This is a genomic window from Pontibacter deserti, assembly GCF_023630255.1.
Lineage (GTDB): Bacteria > Bacteroidota > Bacteroidia > Cytophagales > Hymenobacteraceae > Pontibacter > Pontibacter deserti.
Genome location: NZ_JALPRS010000001.1, coordinates 1,219,165 through 1,238,128, shown reverse-complemented (window position 1 = coordinate 1,238,128; position 18,964 = coordinate 1,219,165). Strand labels below are relative to the sequence as shown.

General features: G+C 43.1%; 15 protein-coding genes. 3 read left to right on the top strand and 12 right to left on the bottom strand.

Annotated elements, in window-relative coordinates; genetic code table 11:
• Positions 1 to 42 precede the first annotated feature (42 nt).
• On the bottom strand, positions 43 to 3,564 hold the full coding sequence (gene smc / locus MJ612_RS05320; RefSeq protein ID WP_187030143.1) for a chromosome segregation protein SMC: 3,522 nt from the start codon (positions 3,562 to 3,564) through the stop codon (positions 43 to 45).
• A 178-nt stretch (positions 3,565 to 3,742) separates the two neighbouring features.
• Here smc and MJ612_RS05315 point away from each other — a divergent pair, with 178 nt between their 5' ends.
• Positions 3,743 to 4,234 (top strand): hypothetical protein, encoded by a 492-nt coding sequence (locus tag MJ612_RS05315; protein WP_187030141.1) that lies wholly within the window; start codon positions 3,743 to 3,745, stop codon positions 4,232 to 4,234.
• 153 nt (positions 4,235 to 4,387) lie between these two features.
• Here MJ612_RS05315 and MJ612_RS05310 read toward each other — a convergent pair whose 3' ends face one another.
• The 3 genes from MJ612_RS05310 to pckA form a co-directional block, all read right to left on the bottom strand.
• The gene (locus tag MJ612_RS05310) at positions 4,388 to 5,059 is read right to left on the bottom strand and encodes a DUF4159 domain-containing protein (protein ID WP_187030139.1); all 672 of its coding nucleotides are present in this window, start codon (positions 5,057 to 5,059) and stop codon (positions 4,388 to 4,390) included.
• A 20-nt stretch (positions 5,060 to 5,079) separates the two neighbouring features.
• On the bottom strand, positions 5,080 to 5,799 hold the full coding sequence (locus MJ612_RS05305) for a 16S rRNA (uracil(1498)-N(3))-methyltransferase (RefSeq protein WP_187030137.1): 720 nt from the start codon (positions 5,797 to 5,799) through the stop codon (positions 5,080 to 5,082).
• A 164-nt stretch (positions 5,800 to 5,963) separates the two neighbouring features.
• Positions 5,964 to 7,577 (bottom strand): phosphoenolpyruvate carboxykinase (ATP), encoded by a 1,614-nt coding sequence (pckA, locus tag MJ612_RS05300; protein WP_187030135.1) that lies wholly within the window; start codon positions 7,575 to 7,577, stop codon positions 5,964 to 5,966.
• A 228-nt stretch (positions 7,578 to 7,805) separates the two neighbouring features.
• On the opposite strand from pckA, the gene MJ612_RS05295 reads away from it, so the two are divergent.
• Together MJ612_RS05295 and MJ612_RS05290 are read left to right on the top strand one after the other, a co-directional pair.
• Positions 7,806 to 9,221: a peptide MFS transporter gene (locus MJ612_RS05295; RefSeq protein WP_187030133.1), complete on the top strand. Its 1,416-nt coding sequence runs from the start codon at positions 7,806 to 7,808 to the stop codon at positions 9,219 to 9,221.
• Between the two features lie 186 nt (positions 9,222 to 9,407).
• Positions 9,408 to 10,004 (top strand): hypothetical protein, encoded by a 597-nt coding sequence (locus tag MJ612_RS05290; protein WP_187030130.1) that lies wholly within the window; start codon positions 9,408 to 9,410, stop codon positions 10,002 to 10,004.
• Between the two features lie 161 nt (positions 10,005 to 10,165).
• Here the strand turns inward: MJ612_RS05290 and groL are convergent, their stop codons facing one another.
• The 8 genes from groL to MJ612_RS05250 all read right to left on the bottom strand — a co-directional run bounded on the left by groL (position 10,166) and on the right by MJ612_RS05250 (position 18,956).
• Positions 10,166 to 11,806 carry a chaperonin GroEL gene (gene groL, locus MJ612_RS05285; protein WP_187030128.1) on the bottom strand — a complete coding sequence of 547 codons (1,641 nt, stop codon included), beginning with the start codon at positions 11,804 to 11,806 and terminating at the stop codon, positions 10,166 to 10,168.
• 38 nt (positions 11,807 to 11,844) lie between these two features.
• Positions 11,845 to 12,135: a co-chaperone GroES gene (groES, locus tag MJ612_RS05280; protein WP_204282044.1), complete on the bottom strand. Its 291-nt coding sequence runs from the start codon at positions 12,133 to 12,135 to the stop codon at positions 11,845 to 11,847.
• A 263-nt stretch (positions 12,136 to 12,398) separates the two neighbouring features.
• A complete protein-coding gene (gene secG, locus MJ612_RS05275; RefSeq protein ID WP_187030126.1) occupies positions 12,399 to 12,791 on the bottom strand; it encodes a preprotein translocase subunit SecG in 393 nt (130 codons plus the stop codon).
• A 1-nt stretch (position 12,792) separates the two neighbouring features.
• On the bottom strand, positions 12,793 to 14,085 hold the full coding sequence (locus tag MJ612_RS05270; protein ID WP_187030124.1) for a hypothetical protein: 1,293 nt from the start codon (positions 14,083 to 14,085) through the stop codon (positions 12,793 to 12,795).
• 31 nt (positions 14,086 to 14,116) lie between these two features.
• Positions 14,117 to 14,647, bottom strand: coding sequence for an LptE family protein (locus MJ612_RS05265; protein ID WP_187030122.1), 531 nt, complete (start codon positions 14,645 to 14,647; stop codon positions 14,117 to 14,119).
• The gene (locus tag MJ612_RS05260) at positions 14,631 to 15,899 is read right to left on the bottom strand and encodes a sigma-54 interaction domain-containing protein (RefSeq protein WP_187030120.1); all 1,269 of its coding nucleotides are present in this window, start codon (positions 15,897 to 15,899) and stop codon (positions 14,631 to 14,633) included. The genes MJ612_RS05265 and MJ612_RS05260 overlap by 17 nt, the downstream gene beginning before the upstream one ends.
• A 96-nt stretch (positions 15,900 to 15,995) precedes the next feature.
• Entirely contained in the window at positions 15,996 to 17,435 is a 1,440-nt protein-coding gene (gene miaB, locus MJ612_RS05255; protein WP_187030118.1) for a tRNA (N6-isopentenyl adenosine(37)-C2)-methylthiotransferase MiaB, read from the bottom strand.
• A gap of 237 nt (positions 17,436 to 17,672) precedes the next feature.
• The gene (locus tag MJ612_RS05250) at positions 17,673 to 18,956 is read right to left on the bottom strand and encodes an anthranilate synthase component I family protein (RefSeq protein ID WP_250419061.1); all 1,284 of its coding nucleotides are present in this window, start codon (positions 18,954 to 18,956) and stop codon (positions 17,673 to 17,675) included.
• Positions 18,957 to 18,964 lie beyond the last annotated feature (8 nt).

Here is an 18,964-nt window from a genome sequence, read left to right as displayed (position 1 = left end):
TTATACTTCAGGAGCTCTTTTTGTTTTATACTAAGCTATGCTTTAGGCTATCTGACGCAGGTCTACAGGTATAACTCTGGATATACCAGCTTCGATCATCGTGATGCCATACATTACATCCGTAGAGGCCATTGTGCGTTTGTTGTGCGTTACAACTATAAACTGCGAATCGTTGGAGAAAGTACGGATAATATTATTGAACTTGTCAATGTTGGCATCATCCAGCGGTGCATCTACCTCATCAAAGATACAGAACGGAGCCGGCTTTAACAGGTAGATAGCGAAAAGCAATGAAATTGCCGTAAGTGTTTTTTCACCACCAGAAAGCTGGTTTATAGTTAACGGTCGCTTACCCTTCGGCTGTGCCATGATCTCAATTTTAGATTCCAGCGGGTTGCTCGGATCCGTAATTACAAGGTCGCAATTATCTTCGTCGGTAAACAGGCTGCGGAATACACGTATAAAGTTGCTCTTGATCTCGTTAAACGACTCCAAGAATTTCTCTTTCGCTACGGTATCAATCTCATTAATCGTATCGATCAGGGTGTTCTTGGCGTTTACCAGGTCGTTGCGCTGCTCGGTTATAAACTTGTTACGCTCTTCAATCTCTACATAAGCTTCAGCAGCCATTGCATTCACCGGGCCCATTTTGTCGATAGCATTACGGAGCTCAGAAATATACTTACCTAAGTCTTCGGTAACCAATTCTATACTTTCGTCGGCTGGGAGATTCAGGTCTTCCGTCTCGATGTTGAATTCCACTGCCAAACGTTCCTGTACAGACACCAGTTTAATTTTTGTATCATTCAGGGCCTGCTGCATACGCATCAGTAATTCGTCTGCATTCTGGCGCTTGCGCTGCAGTTCGCGTATAGTTTTGTCTTTCTCGTCGAGCTCACCACGCAGACTGAAGTATTTTTTCTCGATGGCTTCCAGCTCATACCCGAATTCGCGGCGTGCTTCGGTCATCTGCTCAACTATAGCTTCGTTCTCTTCAATAAAGCTATTGGCTATAGTAGTTTCCTCCTCGGCTTTGGCCATTTCCTGCTTCAGATTCTCAATGCGTTCCTGGTTCGTTTCAACTGTTTTCTGCTTATAGCTGATCTCCTGTTGTAAACTGGCAAAGCGGTTCTTTAACTGGTGAAACTGGATATTCTCCTGGTTATACATGCCATTTATCACAGCGATCTGTTCCTGCTGGCGGTTAAGTTGGGAAGTATAAACAGCCAGTTCTTCCTCCAGGCGCTTTAGTTCCTGCTGGTCAGACTCTGCCACCGGCGACATTTCCAAGGCAAGTTTGCTCAGTTCATCTTTGCGCTGAAGTAATTCTTCTTTCTTTTGAGTATAGTTGCGGCGGTTCTGCTGGTGCTGTTCGTACTTAATGCGTATAGTTAGCAGCTCCTGTTGCTGCTTGGCTACCTCACGCTCCAGCTCCTTAATGCGCTCTTTCTGCGATTCACTTTTATAGTTTAGCAGTATCTGTTGCTGGGCATTTACACGGCTTTGCATCAGGTCAGCCTGCTTTACCAGTTCTTCCACTTCCTTAGCCAGTGTTTCCAGGTTCTGTTTACGGCCTAAACGGTTACCATCCAGCACACCCACTGAACCACCAGATAAGCTCAATGGCTTCTTAATAGCAGAGCCATCTTTCAGCAATATTGTTTTATAGTCGGTATCATACAGGTCTACATCATCGCTGATGTATACATTGTTCAGCATGTACTTCATCAGGTCGCTGTACTTCTTGTCGGCTTTTACTACTTCGTAAGCAGCTTTTAAGTCTCCTTCGGTAAAAGTTGCCGTCGGCTCGAGCTCTTCGATCTCAGAAAGTATAATAAAGTTCGCCCGGCCCTTATTCTGGCTCTTCAGCAGCTCCACGGCATCCAAGGCATCCTGTAAGTCATCCACAACAAAGAAGTTCATGTAGGGCTCCAGGTAGCTTTCTATAAGCCCTTTATAGGCAGGCTCGCAAACTATAATATCCGAAAGGAGTGGGGCCGGCTTCTGCCAGTTACCAGACTGCGCCAGAAACTTAATCGCTTCCGGAAATCCTTCCATGTTCTCAACCAGCGATTTGGTCAAGTGATATTGGTTTTGTTTAGCATCCCGGGTACGGTTCAGGTCTACCAGCTGCTCTTTCAGCGTTTCAATATCCAGCTCCGTTTTCTCGATGTTCTGCAGCAGGGTTTCTTCTTTGGCCTGCAGGCTTACCAGTTCTGTAGTTGTATTTTCCAGTAGCTCCTGTGCTTCCTGTAGCTGTTCGGCTAACAGCTGTGCATCTTCATCGGCAGTAAGCTGTTCCTGTTCCATGCGGTTCAGGTCCGAAACTATACTTTGAATCTGCACATTACTGATCTCCAGCTGCTTGTGGTGCTGGAAAACGGCGTTCTGCTTGTCGCGGTGCTGCAGGCTCAAGTCCTGGAAAGAATCCTGTAAGGTTTGCTTCTGTTCATTGGCTTCCTGCAATTGTTCTTTCAGCGCCTGTACCTGTTCTTCGGCAGTACCAAATTGCTCCTGCACATTATCCAGTTCTTCACGCAGCTCAACTATACTTTCCTGTATATGCTCAACGTTCGAGGAATCCTGGCTTATTTGCTGGCGTAGTTGCTGAATACGTTCTTTCAGGAAAGTGCTGCGCTCGGCTTTCAGTTTAATATCATTCTCCAGCTGGCGCAGTTTAGCGGTTTGCACCTGCATGGTTTTCTGCATTTCGCCAAGCTGTTCCTGTGTGCGGTTCAGTTCTTCTTTCTGGTCAGCTATGGCATCTTCAGCTTCTGTTACAGCACCAACGTAGTCTTCTTTTAAGGCTGTTTCGCGCTGTACGTCCTGCTCCAGGCGCTCCATAGTCTGCTGGTATTGGCTTATGTTACGGCGGGCAAACTCCAGGCTATGCTTCTTATAGTCTTCCTTTAACTGGAAATACTTAATTGCTTGTTTAGCCTGTCGTTCCAGCGTTTTCATATTCTTGCCGATCTCGAACAATACGTCTTCCACGCGCTCCAGGTCAGCATCAGTTTCTTCCAGTTTTTTAAGCGTCTGCTTTTTACGAACACGGAATTTAGAGATACCGGCAGCTTCTTCGAACAACAAACGGCGAGAGTTCTCCTTATCGTTCAGGATCTCATCTACCATCTTCAATTCGATGATCGCATAGCTGTCTGAGCCTATACCAGTATCCAGGAAGAGTTCGTTAATGTCTTTCAGTCGGCAGGGCACACCATTCAGCAAATATTCGCTGTCGCCGGAACGGTGGTAGCGGCGGGTAACTGTAACCTGTGAGTATTCTGTTGGCAATACGCCACGGTTGTTATCAAACGTGATAGATACTTCGGCCATCTGCACCGGCTTGCGGGTTTTGGAACCGTTAAATATCACGTTCTCCATTTTATCGGAGCGCAGGTTTCGCGTTTTCTGTTCACCCAACACCCAACGGATGGCATCCACCACGTTAGACTTACCGCAGCCGTTCGGACCAACAATTCCGGTTATACCTTCATCGAAGTTGATGACCACGCGATCACCGAAACTCTTGAAGCCTTTAATCTCTAATCTTGATACTTGCATTAGCTAAAAGCAGAAACACTGAATTCTAATCTCAAAAATAAGACTAATTCTCGTATCTAAGACAGTATATGGCAGGATAAACTATAGTTTTTAGGAAATCTATACTTTGCAAAGGGTCAACTAAAGCTTGTAGCTATTTATACTTTAAAATTGCTATATTTGGTAACACGACATGCTGATGGAAGATTTTAAGGTCATATTCTACATACTACTGGCAGTTGGCTATTTTCTTTTTAGCTTTTTTAGAAAGTATTTTAAAGAAGACCACAGCCAGCCAAAGAAGTTTAGGGATGAGAACGAACCGCCTGTAACCAGACCGCACCAACGGCCTCCGGTTCCGGTAACGTCTTTTGAAGATATTCTTCGTGAATTGCAGCCTAAAGCAGAGCAGGCAAAAGTATTAGAAACAAAGCGCCTGGAGCAAACTATAACACCAGTTGTAACAGTAGAATCGCCAAAAGTAAGCACTTACGAACACAAAGCCCCTGAAGCCGTCTCTTTAGAACAGCTTATGCCTAAACGGACGCCTATAGAGCGTAAAGCCAGTTTTGAACCCTACACCATAAAACCAACCACCACACTTCGCAAATTTGACCCATCTATACTTCGCAACCCGACTACTGCCCGCGACGCATTTATACTTTCTGAGATCTTTAACAGAAGGTATTAATTGTTAATTGCTGATTGTTAAATTGTTTTGTCTCAGAAAAGAGGCATACAATAGTTTCGAATGGATCTGCTTGCGATTTGATTAAATGAATTCTGACCATTCTGCGGATCAAAACAGATTCACTCATTCACTATATCAAAATTCGAAATTGTTTTATTGTAATCCGCTGCCCTGTGTAAGCGCATAGGTGATAATGTTAGCGCCCATTTGCAGGGCTTCCCGTCGTTTATTTTCCGGATCGTTGTGTACTTCGGCATCTTCCCATCCATTGCCAAGGTCGGTTTCGTAACTATAAAAACACACCAGCCGGCCTTTGTGTATGATGCCAAAGCCTTGCGGAGGCTTATTATCATGCTCGTGTATCTTAGGCAAGCCGTTTTTGAAAGCATATTTCTGCTTATAAATCGGGTGGTCAAAAGGTAATTCTATGAATTCATATTCTGGAAATACTTTTTTCATTTCCTTCCGGATATACTTGTCTAAGCCATAGTTGTCGTCTATGTGCAGGAACCCTCCGCTTATCAGGTAATTTCTTAGGTTTTGAGCTTCTGCATCAGAGAAAACCACATTTCCATGGCCTGTCATATGCACGAAAGGGTAGCTGAATATTTCCGGACTACCAACTTCCACTACATCTTCATCAGGCTTAATGTTCATGTTCAGGTTCTGGTTACAGAACTTAATCAGGTTGGGCATTGATGTTTTGTTTGCATACCAGTCGCCGCCACCGCTATACTTTAGCTTGGCAAGTTTTAAACTATAACGTTGTGCCATCGCAGGTATAGTTAGCAGCAGTATACACAGCAGGAGCAGGGTTCTTTTCATCTTCTATCGTTTATAGATAATCAGTCTAACGCTGAGTAGATCTCGTGTAGTACCTGTAACGTATGGCAGGCCACAAGGGCTGCCGTTTCGGTGCGCAGACGACTTTCGCCAAGTGTAACAGGTCGTATACCTGCTGCATAGGCTGCTTTTATTTCTTCCGGTGAGAAGTCTCCTTCCGGTCCGATCATAATACAATGTGGCTGATCAACCTGAAAGTAATGCTTTATAGATTTGGTAGCATCATCTTCTAAATGAGCAATAAATGTACGGTCGTGTAAGGATTTCTGTACAAATTTATGGAAAGGAGTGAGGTCGTGCAGCAGCGGCAGATAACCCTTCTGTGATTGCTTCATGGCACTGATGGCAATTTTCTCTAACCTATCCAAACGTAGTTGCTTTCGTTCGGAATGATCACACAGCAGGAATGTAATTTCACTGACTCCGATCTCAACAGCCTTCTCTACAAACCACTCCATGCGGTCTATATTTTTTGTAGGAGCTACAGCTATATGCGAAATATAAGGCAGTTTACCGTATTCTATCTGCTTGTCAATTACCTGCAGCTGGCACCTCTTCTGGTTACTGTCCTGTATAATGGCTGTATATAACCCGCCTACACCATCTACTAAATAAACAGTATCGCCTTGCTGTAAACGTAACACACGCGTACAGTGCTTCGATTCTTCTTCGCTCAATGTATAGATTTCAGAGGTAATATCTGGAGTATAAAACAGGTGCACTCTTGTTAATTGTTTATAATGTTATTTGTTAAAAAATTACTCTAATTATCGTATTAGTTCGCACAGCAGTGGCAAGGTGCTTGCCTACTAACTGAATATACGCAAGTATAAAAATAAAAGCCCCGCAGCTTATGGCAACGGGGCTTTTGTATTGGTATCTATACTTAGTCTAGAACAACTTCAACCTGAGGCGCTCCCGCCATGATCTCGTCGCTAGCGAAGCTTGCATACTTCGTGAAGTTCTTCACAAATTTAGTTGCCAGGTCTGTTGCCTTTGCATCGTACTCTTCCTTATTAGCCCATGTATTGCGAGGGTTTAGGATTTCAGCAGGAACATTAGGGCAAGATGTAGGCATTTCTACTCCGAACACAGGATGCTTAGTATAATGAACATCGTTTAACTCACCGTTTAAAGCAGCCGTGATCATAGCACGTGTATATGGTAGTTTCATACGTGAACCAACACCATAAGGTCCGCCAGTCCAGCCTGTGTTAATCAACCATACATTTACGTTGTTTTCTTCCATTTTCTTACCAAGCATTTCAGCATACTTTGTAGGGTGTAGTGGAAGGAAAGCAGCGCCGAAGCAAGCAGAGAAAGTAGTTTGTGGCTCTGTAATACCAACTTCAGTACCAGCTACCTTAGCCGTGTAACCAGAAATAAAGTGGTACATCGCCTGGCTTGCATTCAACTTTGAGATTGGAGGTAACACACCAAACGCATCTGCTGTCAGGAAGAAGATGTTCTTAGGAATATCTGCTCTTGATGGCTCTATTGCGTTATCAATGTGGTTGATAGGGTAGGCAGTACGGGTATTCTCTGTTACTGAGCTGTTCGTATAATCTACCGTGCGTGTACCTTCGTGGTAACGTGTATTTTCTACAATAGCACCAAACTTTATCGCATCCCAGATCTGTGGTTCTTTCTCACGTGTCAGGTCGATAACTTTAGCATAGCAGCCACCTTCAAAATTAAATACACTGTCTTCGGCCCATCCATGCTCATCGTCACCAATCAGGCCACGGTTAGGATCAGCAGAAAGTGTAGTTTTGCCTGTACCTGAAAGACCAAAGAAAATGGCTGTGTCACCATCCTGGCCTACGTTAGCAGAGCAGTGCATAGAAAGCGTATTCTTCTCGTGCGGAAGAATATAGTTAAGCACACCAAATATACCTTTCTTCATCTCGCCGGCATAACCAGTACCACCGATAAGGATCATGTTCTTGGTAAAGTTGATGATCGCGAAGTTTGACTGGCGTGTACCATCTACTTCAGGATCTGCCTGGAACTCAGGTGCGCATATTATAGTGAAAGACGGCGTATGTTTGGCTATTTCTTCTTCTGTAAGGCGCAGGAACATGTTGTTACAGAAAAGGTTCTGCCATGCCTGGGTGTTAACTATACGTAGGTTAAGGCGGTAATCAGGGTGTGCACCGGCATAAGCATCACGTACATATAATTTGCGATCCTTCAGGAAGTCGACCATTTTAGCGTGCAGTTGATCGAATTTTTCAGGGTCAAAAGCGATGTTGATATCGCCCCACCATACTGTATTTTCAGTTTTAGCGTCTTTTACTACAAAACGGTCTTTAGGAGAACGACCAGTAAATTTACCGGTATCGCACATAAGAGCACCGGTATCAGTAAGGGTACCTTCGCCGTTTTTAATGGCTTCTTCCACCAGCTCAGCCGGACTCAGGTTCCAAAGTACTTCTTTCGCCTCTTTAATACCTAAGCTGTCTAAACCTACTTGAGATTTATGTCCAGATTCTTTCATTTGAGTTTATTGGGTTTATTAAAATAAGGTGATGTTTTTAAGAACTATGTTACAAAAATATGAAAAATAATATATCAAAATAAGGGTTAACAGATTTATTGAATTTGATATTACATTTACACTATATAACGGAAAATATTTGTCTGTTTGTGTCTAAACTAATATATTTACTCTCTTAGTAACCCTGATTATACTATAGTAAACTAAACATTCAACTAATCTTAATCTATGTCTGTTAACCTACACCACCCCGATGCTGCGGTGGAAAAAGAAAAACTAAAGCATCCTAAAGGGCTTTATCTGTTATTCTTCACAGAGTTATGGGAGCGCTTCAGCTATTACGGGATGCGTGGCCTTTTAATGCTTTATCTTACTAAAACGGCCTTAGAAGGCGGTTTAGGCTACAGTGTAGCAGATGCTGCTTTAATATACGGTTACTTTACCGGTTTCGTATATTTTACGCCTATTATAGGCGGTTGGTTGGCCGATAAATTCCTTGGTCACCGTCGCGCGATCCTTATAGGTGGTGTGCTGATGGCTTTAGGCCAGTTCAGCTTATTCTCAACTCCATACATTGGAGTTGAAATGACCTACTTGGGTCTGTTACTGCTTATCATTGGTAATGGTTTCTTTAAACCTAATATTTCTTCTATAGTTGGTAATCTTTACGCACAGGGCGACCCTCGCCGCGATTCAGCGTTTACGATTTTCTATATGGGTATCAACATTGGTGCGTTCCTGGCACCTCTTGTTTGCGGTTACCTGGCAGAAGATTACTTTGCTACAAAAGCTGTAGTTGACGGAGTTGAGACTGTGACCAACTATGGTTTCCAATATGGGTTCTTAGCTGCCGGTATCGGTATGGTGATTGGCCAGATCGTATTCAACACGCTAGCGCCACGTTTTCTTGGTGACCTTGGTCTGAAGCCAGTAAAAGCTGAAACAGATGCAACTACTGGTGAAACTATTCAGAAAGCAAAACTTACGAAAGAAGAGATTGACCGCGTATCGGTTATCTTTATCATTTCTGTATTCGTTATTTTCTTCTGGGCTGGTTTTGAGCAGGCGGGTAGTTCCCTGACTGTATATACAGATAAATACATCGATCGTGAAGTATTTGGATTCCTGATCCCAACTTCATGGTTCCAGTCTGTTAACCCGCTGTTTATAGTTGCTTTTGCTCCACTTACTGCGCAGCTTTGGTTATACCTAGCTAAGCGAGGCAAAGACCTGAGCATTCCTACTAAAATGGGCTTGGGTATGATCCTGTTGGGGGTTGGTTTCTTCTTTATGGTTGGTGCTGTAATGGAACGAGGCGGCGTTGAAGACGAAACAATCAAAGCAAGTCTTGCATGGTTGATCGCCACTTACTTCTTCCACACTATTGGTGAACTTTGCCTTTCTCCAATCGGACTTTCAATGGTAACTCGTCTTGCTCCGGTAACTCTTGTTTCTATGCTGATGGGGGTTTGGTTCCTGGCTCCATTCATCGCTCAGATTGCAGGTGGTTACATTGCATCCTATGTAGAAGAACTTGGCGCAATGACCATTTTCTCAGCTATTGGTGGATTCGTAATATTGGCTGGTTTGATACTGGTAGCACTTACACGCAAACTGATGTACATGATGCACGGTCGCGGCTAATGCATTTGTAAAATATTTTATAAAAAAGGCCTCGCTAATTTTAGCGAGGCCTTTTTTATGTTATAATTTTTATACTTTTGCATTTGCAATTTCAATGCTGCTATCTGTTAATAATCAGTAGCTTATATATAAGATTGCTTATACTTTAAAATTTAACTTATAGCCAAACTTTTACATTTTTAGCCAATGTTTTCTTTACCCCGAAAGTGCCGGCAGTGGGCTGCGCTTTCATTATTATTGCTGTCTGCCTGCCAGACCGTTACTGTTACGCCTGTAACCACCGACCCAGAACCACAAGCTATAGTTTATACTATAAAAAAGGGAGAGCATAGTTCAGATTCACCTTTTGTTGTGCGCAGTGTAACTACACTTAAATTTGAAGCTACCTTCGATGCCTCTGCTACTTACAAAACCACAACAGATGCCAACCAAGGTGATATCAATAAACTATATGGCATAGCCGATTGCCGAACTGACCACCACAGTAACAGTGCACGCTTTGGGTGGCGCTGGTATAATAATCAGTTAGAGATACATGCCTATACTTACCTGAACAAAGTTCGCCAGTCTAAAATGGTAGGGGTAGTAGACCTTAACAAGGCTTATACTTATGAAATACAGGTACAGGATAATAAGTATGTGTTTACACTAAACGGTAATGCTGTAGAGTTGCCTAGGCACTGTAATGGCAAAGCAGAAGGCTACCAGCTATACCCATATTTTGGAGGCGATGAAGTAGCTCCACATGATATAACTATAGCTATCAGGGAGTTAGAAATTTAAAAAGTTTAGGAGCTAAAGAGTTAGAGAAGTAAGGGGTATTTCATATTTATATATAGCTCCAGCATCTATACTTCAACAATTCCAAAAGTCTGTTTTGAAACAAAAAGCCCTTGTACCTGATGATACAAGGGCTTTTTATATTTATACTATGGGATGTCTGATTACATCATGCCGCCCATGCCGCCCATGCCACCTGGCATACCGCCGCCCATAGGAGCACCTTCTTCAGCAGGCTCTTCAGAAACTACACAGTCAGTAGTTAGAAGCAAACCTGCGATAGAAGCAGCGTTCTCTAAAGCAAGACGCGTAACTTTAGTTGGGTCAATGATACCAGCTGCAAACATGTTTTCATACTTGTCGTCGCGGGCATTGTAACCGAAGTCAGCTTTACCTTCTCGAACAGCCTGTACTACCACTGAACCTTCGCCACCAGCGTTAGAAACGATTGTTCTAAGAGGGGCTTCCAGTGCAGTTTTGATTATCTGAACACCAGTCTGCTCATCAGCATTGTAAACGTCGATGTTATTAAGGGCATCTAAAGCACGGATCAGGGCAACACCACCACCAGCTACGATACCTTCTTCAACGGCAGCGCGAGTAGCATGAAGGGCATCATCTACGCGGTCTTTCTTTTCTTTCATCTCAACTTCAGTAGAAGCACCAATGTAAAGGATAGCAACACCACCAGAAAGCTTAGCTAAACGCTCCTGAAGTTTTTCTTTGTCGTAGTCAGATGTTGTAGTTTCCATCTGCGCTTTGATCTGGTTAACACGTGCTACGATGTCATCTTTCTGACCACCACCATTAACTATAGTTGTGTTGTCCTTGTCGATGATCACTTTCTCAGCTTTACCTAAGTAATCCAGCGTAGCGTTCTCCAGTTTGTAACCGCGCTCTTCAGAAATTACAGTACCGCCAGTCAGGATAGCGATATCTTCCAGCATAGCTTTTCTTCTGTCACCGAAGCCAGGAGCTTTAACAGCAGCAATTTTAAGAGAACCACGCAGTTTGTTAACTACAAGTGTAGCAAGTGCTTCACCATCTACATCTTCAGCTACTATTACAAGGCCTCTGCCAGTCTGAACAACCTGCTCCAATACTGGAAGCAGTTCTTTCATAGTAGAAACTTTCTTGTCGTAGATCAGGATGAAAGGATTGTCAAATTCAGCTTCCATCTTCTCTGCGTTAGTAACAAAGTATGGAGAAAGGTAACCACGGTCAAACTGCATACCTTCTACAGTCTTCACTTCAGTTTCAGTACCTTTTGCTTCTTCAACTGTGATAACGCCGTCTTTACCAACCTTATCCATTGCATCCGCGATCATTTTACCGATCTCAGCATCGTTGTTGGCAGAGATTGTACCTACCTGAGCAATTTCAGAAGAGTTCTCGATTTTCTTAGACTGCGCGCGCAGGTTCTCAACTACTGCATGTACAGCTTTGTCTACACCACGCTTCAGGTCCATTGGGTTAGCACCGGCTGCTACGTTTTTAATACCGGCAGTATAGATTGCCTGAGCCAATACAGTTGCTGTTGTAGTACCGTCACCAGCCTGATCAGCAGTTTTAGATGCTACTTCTTTTACCAGCTGTGCACCCATGTTCTCGATAGCATCTTTCAGCTCGATTTCTTTCGCAACTGAAACACCATCTTTTGTGATAGTAGGGGCACCAAATTTTTTGTCAATGATTACGTTACGGCCTTTAGGACCTAAGGTAACTTTTACAGCATTTGCCAGTTTGTCAACGCCAGACTTTATTTTGTGGCGAGCTTCGGCATCAAATGTGATGTTCTTAGCCATAGTTTATGTTCTAGTTAAGTTTTACTGAATAGATTTGATTAAAGTACTGCCAGAATATCTGACTCACGCATGATCAGGTAATCGCCGCCATCTACTGAGATCTCAGTACCTGCATATTTGCCATACAACACCTGGTCGCCTACTTTAACCTGTGGCTTCATAAGAGTACCTTGCTCAGATACTTTGCCTTCGCCAACGGCTACTACCTCACCACGCTGTGGTTTCTCTTTAGCAGTGTCCGGAATAATGATACCAGACTTCGTTTTTTCTTCTGCTGCAGCAGGAGCTACGATCACTCTGTCTGCTAATGGTTTAATGCTGATTGACATAGTTTGTTAATGTTATTAGGTTTTATGGTTGATTTTAAACTTTTAAACCGATGAAGTACTTATCATTTCCTGTGCCAAGCCGATTAATTGGCCTGTTTAAGCCAATTTTGCAGACACAAGAACTGTCATACCTGACAATTTTGTCATTTTTTGTCAGAGAAGGGAACTTATTTTGTAAATGTTGAACAGTAGTGGCAGTATGGAAAACAAAAAAGCCAACCTCAATTGGTTGGCTTACTTGATATTTATACTTATTGTTTTGCTTACTGATTGTTTGTAGCTGTGTCGACCATCTCAGGAATTTCACCTGCATCAGGAATAGCAGTTTTGGCAGTATCTGTAGCACCTGGCAATGCAGCAGGGGCACCTGGTAACTGAGACTGACGTGCACGCTCTTCGTTAATGCTTCTGTTCACAGAACCTTCGTTTGAAGTACCTACCATAGTATGGGTACCCAGTGTTAACAGTACAAGGGCAATTGCAAAACCCCACGTTAATTTTTCCAGAAGGTCACCAGTACGTTTTACACCCATTAACTGGCTGGTGCTGCCTCCAAACTGGCTAGAAAGCCCGCCTCCTTTAGGGTTTTGTGCTAGCACAACCAAAATTAGCAACACGCAAATGAAAACGATAATACTGATAAGGGCGATGTACATTTTAGTCTATGTTTTGTAATTTTTCTATCTGTTCAGCAAAGTAACTCTTTTTTTCCGGATTTTTCAAAATGAGAAGCTCATATATTTTGATTGCCTTTTTTACTTTCCCCTGTTTTAAGAAGATAATAGCAAGACTCTCAGAGGCCATTCCCTTTTTTATTTTCGAATTTTTCAACGAAAGATCTTCCTGGGGCTCAGGCTTCAGCTTAAGGTTTGCCATAGTCTTAAGCCTTGGATTCAGCTTCAGGAACTGATCTATAATATCCAGTTGCTCGCTCAGGATGTTGGTAGCAGGCTGTATAGCTTTCTCCAGTTCATGCGTTTTGTTATACTCCAGTATAAGCTCCGGATGGAAAGCATGCGGCTTTGGCCGGGTATATTCGTTTTTAAGCTGCAATTGTTCGCCCATTCTGCTGGAGCCCATCCAGTACCCCAATGCATCTTCCGCATACATGCGGTCAATCTCACTGAAATTATAGTTCACTGTTGCATCTTCCGGATGTGCGGCCGTAAACACTTCAGTTGGTTCTTCCTCATGAAGTACAGCAGGAGTAAAGCTATTTAAATGAACTTCCGTTTCAGGGTCTGCAAAAGGTATCTCATCCTGCTCTAACTCAGCTAGAGCGATTGCTGTGTCATGAAGCTGTGTTGTGTTCTCAATTACAAACTCATCTTCTGTCACTGAGTCTGCATCAGGAGCCTGCGCAAGCAAATCAGTAAAAGAAGAACTCAGGCTGCTTATAGTTAGTAAATCGGCTAGTTCAGAATCAGGCTGTTGCTCTGAAATGACATGCATTTCTGCTACTGTTGCTGAAAGAACTATAGCTTCATCTGCAAGCTCTTCTATAACTTCTTCATCAGTTGGTAGGGTTACTGTTTCCGGAACCTTTGCAACTATAATTTGCTGATCGGTATAATCAGCAGTATTTATTTCAATATTTTCTGATGGCTCAGTTACTGAAGTAGTAACTATAATTTGATCTTGGGAGTTACTTTCTGTTTCCTGTGCAGCGGCTGGCTGTTCAGTTACTGCAGTTTCATCAAATTCCGGGGTTGCAACTGGTGAAGTATAGATTACACGCTTCAGCAACTGTCGGTCGGTGGCATATGCTGCTGCACGACGCAGACGCTGCGTAGATAGCATGCTTCCCTTATCATAGGCAGATTTAGCCAGCAGCAGGTGAGCGGTCTGGCAGTATGGAAAGGCATGTGCTACCTTTTCCAGTTCCGCAGTCTGCTGATCTGTAATGTTCGAAGCCTTCTGTATCAGTTCAAGAAAAGCTGATCTGTTCATTGGGGGTATGCTATACTTAATGGGCTTATACTTACCAGTTTGCTACTGTTTTATTAAATACATCCGTTACCAGGCGTTCGGTAAGTTCCTCGATAAATGCTGGCGGAAGTTGAGTTACATCTGTATTCTCGTCGAAATCCTGGGAAATAGAAAAGAGTTGGTCAAAATTTTCTTCAGGGTTCTTACTGTTTGTGTAGCGCACCTGTACACCTAATGTAAGCCTGTTTAAGGCTGCACGGTCAACTTCTCCTTCACGCTCAATAGCGGCCGGTGATACTGTAAAGCTCACGATCTGGCCTTCCAGTTGCAGGTCGCCTTCCTGTTGTAAAAGCGTAAGATTAGTGTTACGGCGGTAGTAGTTTTTGAAGTTATTGGTAACTATCTGCGTTAAATTAGCAGGGCCTTCACCGGTCGGGTTCTCAAAGTTCTGAATTGAGATGGTTTTTATATCCGGGGAGATGGTAGTACCAGTAAACGAATAAACTCCACAGCCACTGAACAACAATGGCAGAGACAGCAGCCCGAAGGTATAAAGTTTAATTAAGTTATTCTTCAATTTCATACTGTTTCAGTTTTCTGTACAGCGTTCGTTCTGATATGCCAAGATCCTGTGCAGCGTATTTGCGTTTGTTGTTATGCTTTTTCAGCGCCTTCACAATCATTTCCTTTTCCTTATCCTCTAAAGATAGACTTTCTTCAGCGTTTTCATGCTGGATATCTTCTATTTTTTGATCTTCGTACTCGTGAGGCTGCGCCTGCTTCATTGGCAGATAAAAACCATCTGTCTGTTCCTGAGCAGGATAGGTATGTGAGTCAAAATGACCAATATTTTCAAACAAATGGCTATGTTCCTTTAGCAGGTCTGTTTCAGCAGGCTGGTGCGTGAGCATTTCAAAAACCAGCTTTTTCAGATCCGACACATCGCGCCGCATATCAAACAACACTTTGTAAAGTATATCACGTTCCGAAAAGGGCTGTTCTGCAGCTTTTTCAGTATTTAATAGTGCTGGTACATGACTGGCCTGCTCGCGTGGCAGGTATCGCTTCAGTGTTTCTGCATCTATCTCACGCTCATACTCCAGCACCGAGATCTGCTCTACAATATTTTTTAGCTGACGAATGTTACCAGGAAAACGGAAATCAATTAACACCGGAATAGCCTCTGGTGTCAGGGTGATGGGTTTTACACGGTATTTCTCCGCAAAGTCACTGGCAAATTTTCGGAACAGCAAATAAATATCTTCTCCACGCTCGCGTAAAGGTGGAACTGTGATCGGAACTGTATTTAATCTATAGTATAGATCTTCTCTGAAACGGCCTTTTTCTACAGCGTTCAGCAAGTTTACATTGGTAGCAGCTACTACACGTACATCCGTTTTCTGAACTTTAGATGAGCCTACTTTTATAAATTCACCATTTTCCAGCACACGCAGCAGGCGTGCCTGGGTACCCAGCGGCATTTCACCAATTTCGTCCAAAAATATAGTGCCACCATCTGTTACCTCAAAATAACCCTTGCGGGTATCGTGGGCGCCTGTAAAAGAGCCTTTTTCGTGACCAAATAACTCCGAATCTATAGTTCCTTCTGGTATGGCGCCACAATTTATGGCTATAAACTGACCATGTTTGCGCGGGCTCAACTGATGGATAATCTTGGAAAAAGATTCTTTACCACTGCCACTCTCACCGGTTATCAGTACGGTCATGTCGGTAGGTGCTACTTGTGCCGCTACCTGAATGGCATGGTTCAGTAGAGGCGAATTGCCTATAATCCCGAATCGCTGTTTTATACTTTGTATATCGATGTTGCGCATGAGTTAGATTTGGAGATTAGAAGATTTGGAAATTTGAAGATGTGTTGATGTGAAGATTAATCATTTTCAAATCTTCACATTTCCAAATTTTCATTTCTAATCGATAGCTTCGCCGAACAGGGTGCCTACGCTGCAATCGTGTACCAGGACGTTCACGTAATCACCTTTCTTATAGTGTTTTTTATCAAAGATCACTACTTTATTCTGGTCATTGCGGCCGCTCAGTTGGTCTTCAGATTTTTTAGATGGTCCTTCTACCAGCACTTTGTGCACCTTACCAATATCTCGTTTGTTACGTGCAAGGGAAGTTTCGCGCTGCTTGTTGATGATCTCATCTAACCTGCGTTTTTTTACTTCCAATGGAATATCATCTTCCAGTTTGCGGGCAGCTAGGGTACCAGGTCGCTCTGAATAGAAGAACATGTAAGAGTAATCGTACTGTACGTAATCCATTAAGCTCAGCGTATCCTGGTGCTCTTCTTCCGTTTCAGTACAGAAGCCTGCAATCATATCCGAAGAAATACCGCATTCTTCTCCAAGTATAGCTCGGATAGCATCTACACGATTAATGTACCATTCACGGTCGTAGGTACGGTTCATCAGTTCCAGTACTCGGGAGTTCCCGCTCTGTGCCGGCAAGTGGATGTATTTGCAGATGTTATCATACTTCTTCATGGTATAAAGTACTTCATCTGTAATATCCTTAGGATGCGAAGTAGAGAAACGAACACGAAGGTCAGGCGATAGCAAAGCCACCATTTCCAGCAGCTGCGCGAAGTTTACTGATTCTGTTCCGTCTTCAGAAGCCCATTTGTATGAGTCCACATTCTGACCCAGCAGTGTTACCTCTTTATATCCCTGAGCTACCAGCGCTTCTGCTTCCCGCACAATAGAATGCGCATCACGGGAACGTTCACGGCCACGGGTAAATGGTACCACACAGAAAGAACACATGTTATCGCAACCACGCATGATGGAGATAAAGGCGCTTACCCCGTTGCTGTTCAGTCGGATGGGGTTGATATCTGCGTAAGTTTCCTCACGGGACAGTAATACGTTTACTGCTTTCTGGCCACCATCAACTTCATTAATAAGATTTGGCAGGTCGCGGTAAGCATCCGGGCCAACTACCAGGTCCACAATCTTTTCTTCCTCTAGCAACGATTTCTTCAGGCGCTCAGCCATACAGCCAAGTATACCCACCATCATGGCCGGCTTCTTCTTTTTATAGTGGTTTATCTGGCCTAAACGGTTACGTACCGTCTGCTCAGCTTTCTCCCGGATAGAGCATGTATTCAGGAACACAAGGTCAGCCTGTGCGATATCAGAAGTGGTATCAAAACCTTGCTCAAACATGATAGACGACACAATCTCACTATCAGAGAAGTTCATGGCACAACCATAACTCTCAATATACAGTTTTCGGGATCTGCCGGTGTTGGTTTCTTTGGATACCTGCGTATCACTGGATGCAGCCGCAGAGGCTTGTTCCGGTGTACGATTATCTATAAAATCTAGATCAAGGATTGGATTCATGCTAATAAACTCTTTCAGCTGCAAATATACTACATTCCGTTTTATAATCGTGACAGAATGGCAGGAGATAATTATGAATTACAAATTAAGAATTATGAATTTTAAATTGCGAGGAAGATATACTTAACTGGTTATAAACTATAAAGCTATAGTTTCCTGCTACTTACAATTCATAACTATAACTCCAATTCATAATTTCTAATTCATAATACTTAATTTGAAAGCGCAGTGAACGGTCTAACTAAGAACCTTAAGGATAGCCTGTGCTTTCAGCAGGCATTCTTCGTATTCGCGTTCAGGGACGGAGTCGTAGGTGATGGCGCTGCCAACCATAAAAGAAAGGTACTTTTCTGCAGCATTATACTGTATGCTTCTGATGACCACATTAAAGTCATAGTCTTGGATAGGAGTAATGTAACCAAATGCGCCTGAATAGAGACTACGTTTAGTTTTTTCAACCTCTTCTATGATCTGCATGGCGCTTATTTTGGGAGCACCGGTCATACTTCCCATGGGAAAAGCACCTAATAACACAGCTACTAAATCATTGCCGGGTTTTATACTTCCAACTATCGTTGAGATCATTTGCCATACCTGCCGGAAACCATAGATACCGAACATTTCTTCCACTTTAACAGAGCCCGTAGAGCAGGAGCGGCTCAGGTCATTACGCACCAGATCCACGATCATCATATTCTCGGCGAGTTCTTTTTCGTCGTGGCGCAGGCGCTTACGGAGCTGTTCATCTTCAGCTTCGGTTTTGCCGCGTTTTATAGTTCCTTTTATGGGCTGTGAAACTATAGTTGGACCTTGCTTTTTCAGGAAACGTTCAGGGGAGGCGCAAAGCAAATACTTGTCTTCAAATTTAAGATAACCTGAAAAAGGAGTAGGAGAAACCTCTGATAACGCCAGGTATAAAGCTAGTGGATTTATCGAAGCTTTTTCGGCAAAGAACTCAATGCAATAGTTCAGCTCATACACATTACCCTCCAATATATGTTGCCTTACCTTTTCAACCTGCGCAACATATTCTTCCTTAGACACACGTTGCTGAATTTTTATGCCTTCCGGTTTGGCCTGTTGCGCTGCCGGAGTAGCCAATATATTTGCCAGAATGTTTTGAGTATAATCATCTGAGTATTCTATACTTATAGTTACTTCATTAAAGTATAAAATGATTTCCGGCTGGAAGAATAAAATTGGCGGGAAGCACAGCCCATCAAAGTTCTTACTTTCTAGGTTTTCAATATTATTCTTTAGATCATACCCTAAATATCCGCACAACATCTTTTCTTTATTCAGTTCCTGCCGCAGACTTTTAAAAGGAGTTGTAGGATCAAAAGTTATAGTTGCTCCACCTGATACAGCCAGCATGTGAGTGAAGCCCTGATGTGGGTAAGGGATCTGGTGATCATAATAATAAGCTGCTAACGGAAACGCATCAGCCCAGGAGAGAGCCTTCAGGCGTAATTCTTCCGGAGAAACAGGCAGGTCTTTATAGTTAATATCTAGCAGCGGCATAAGGTATA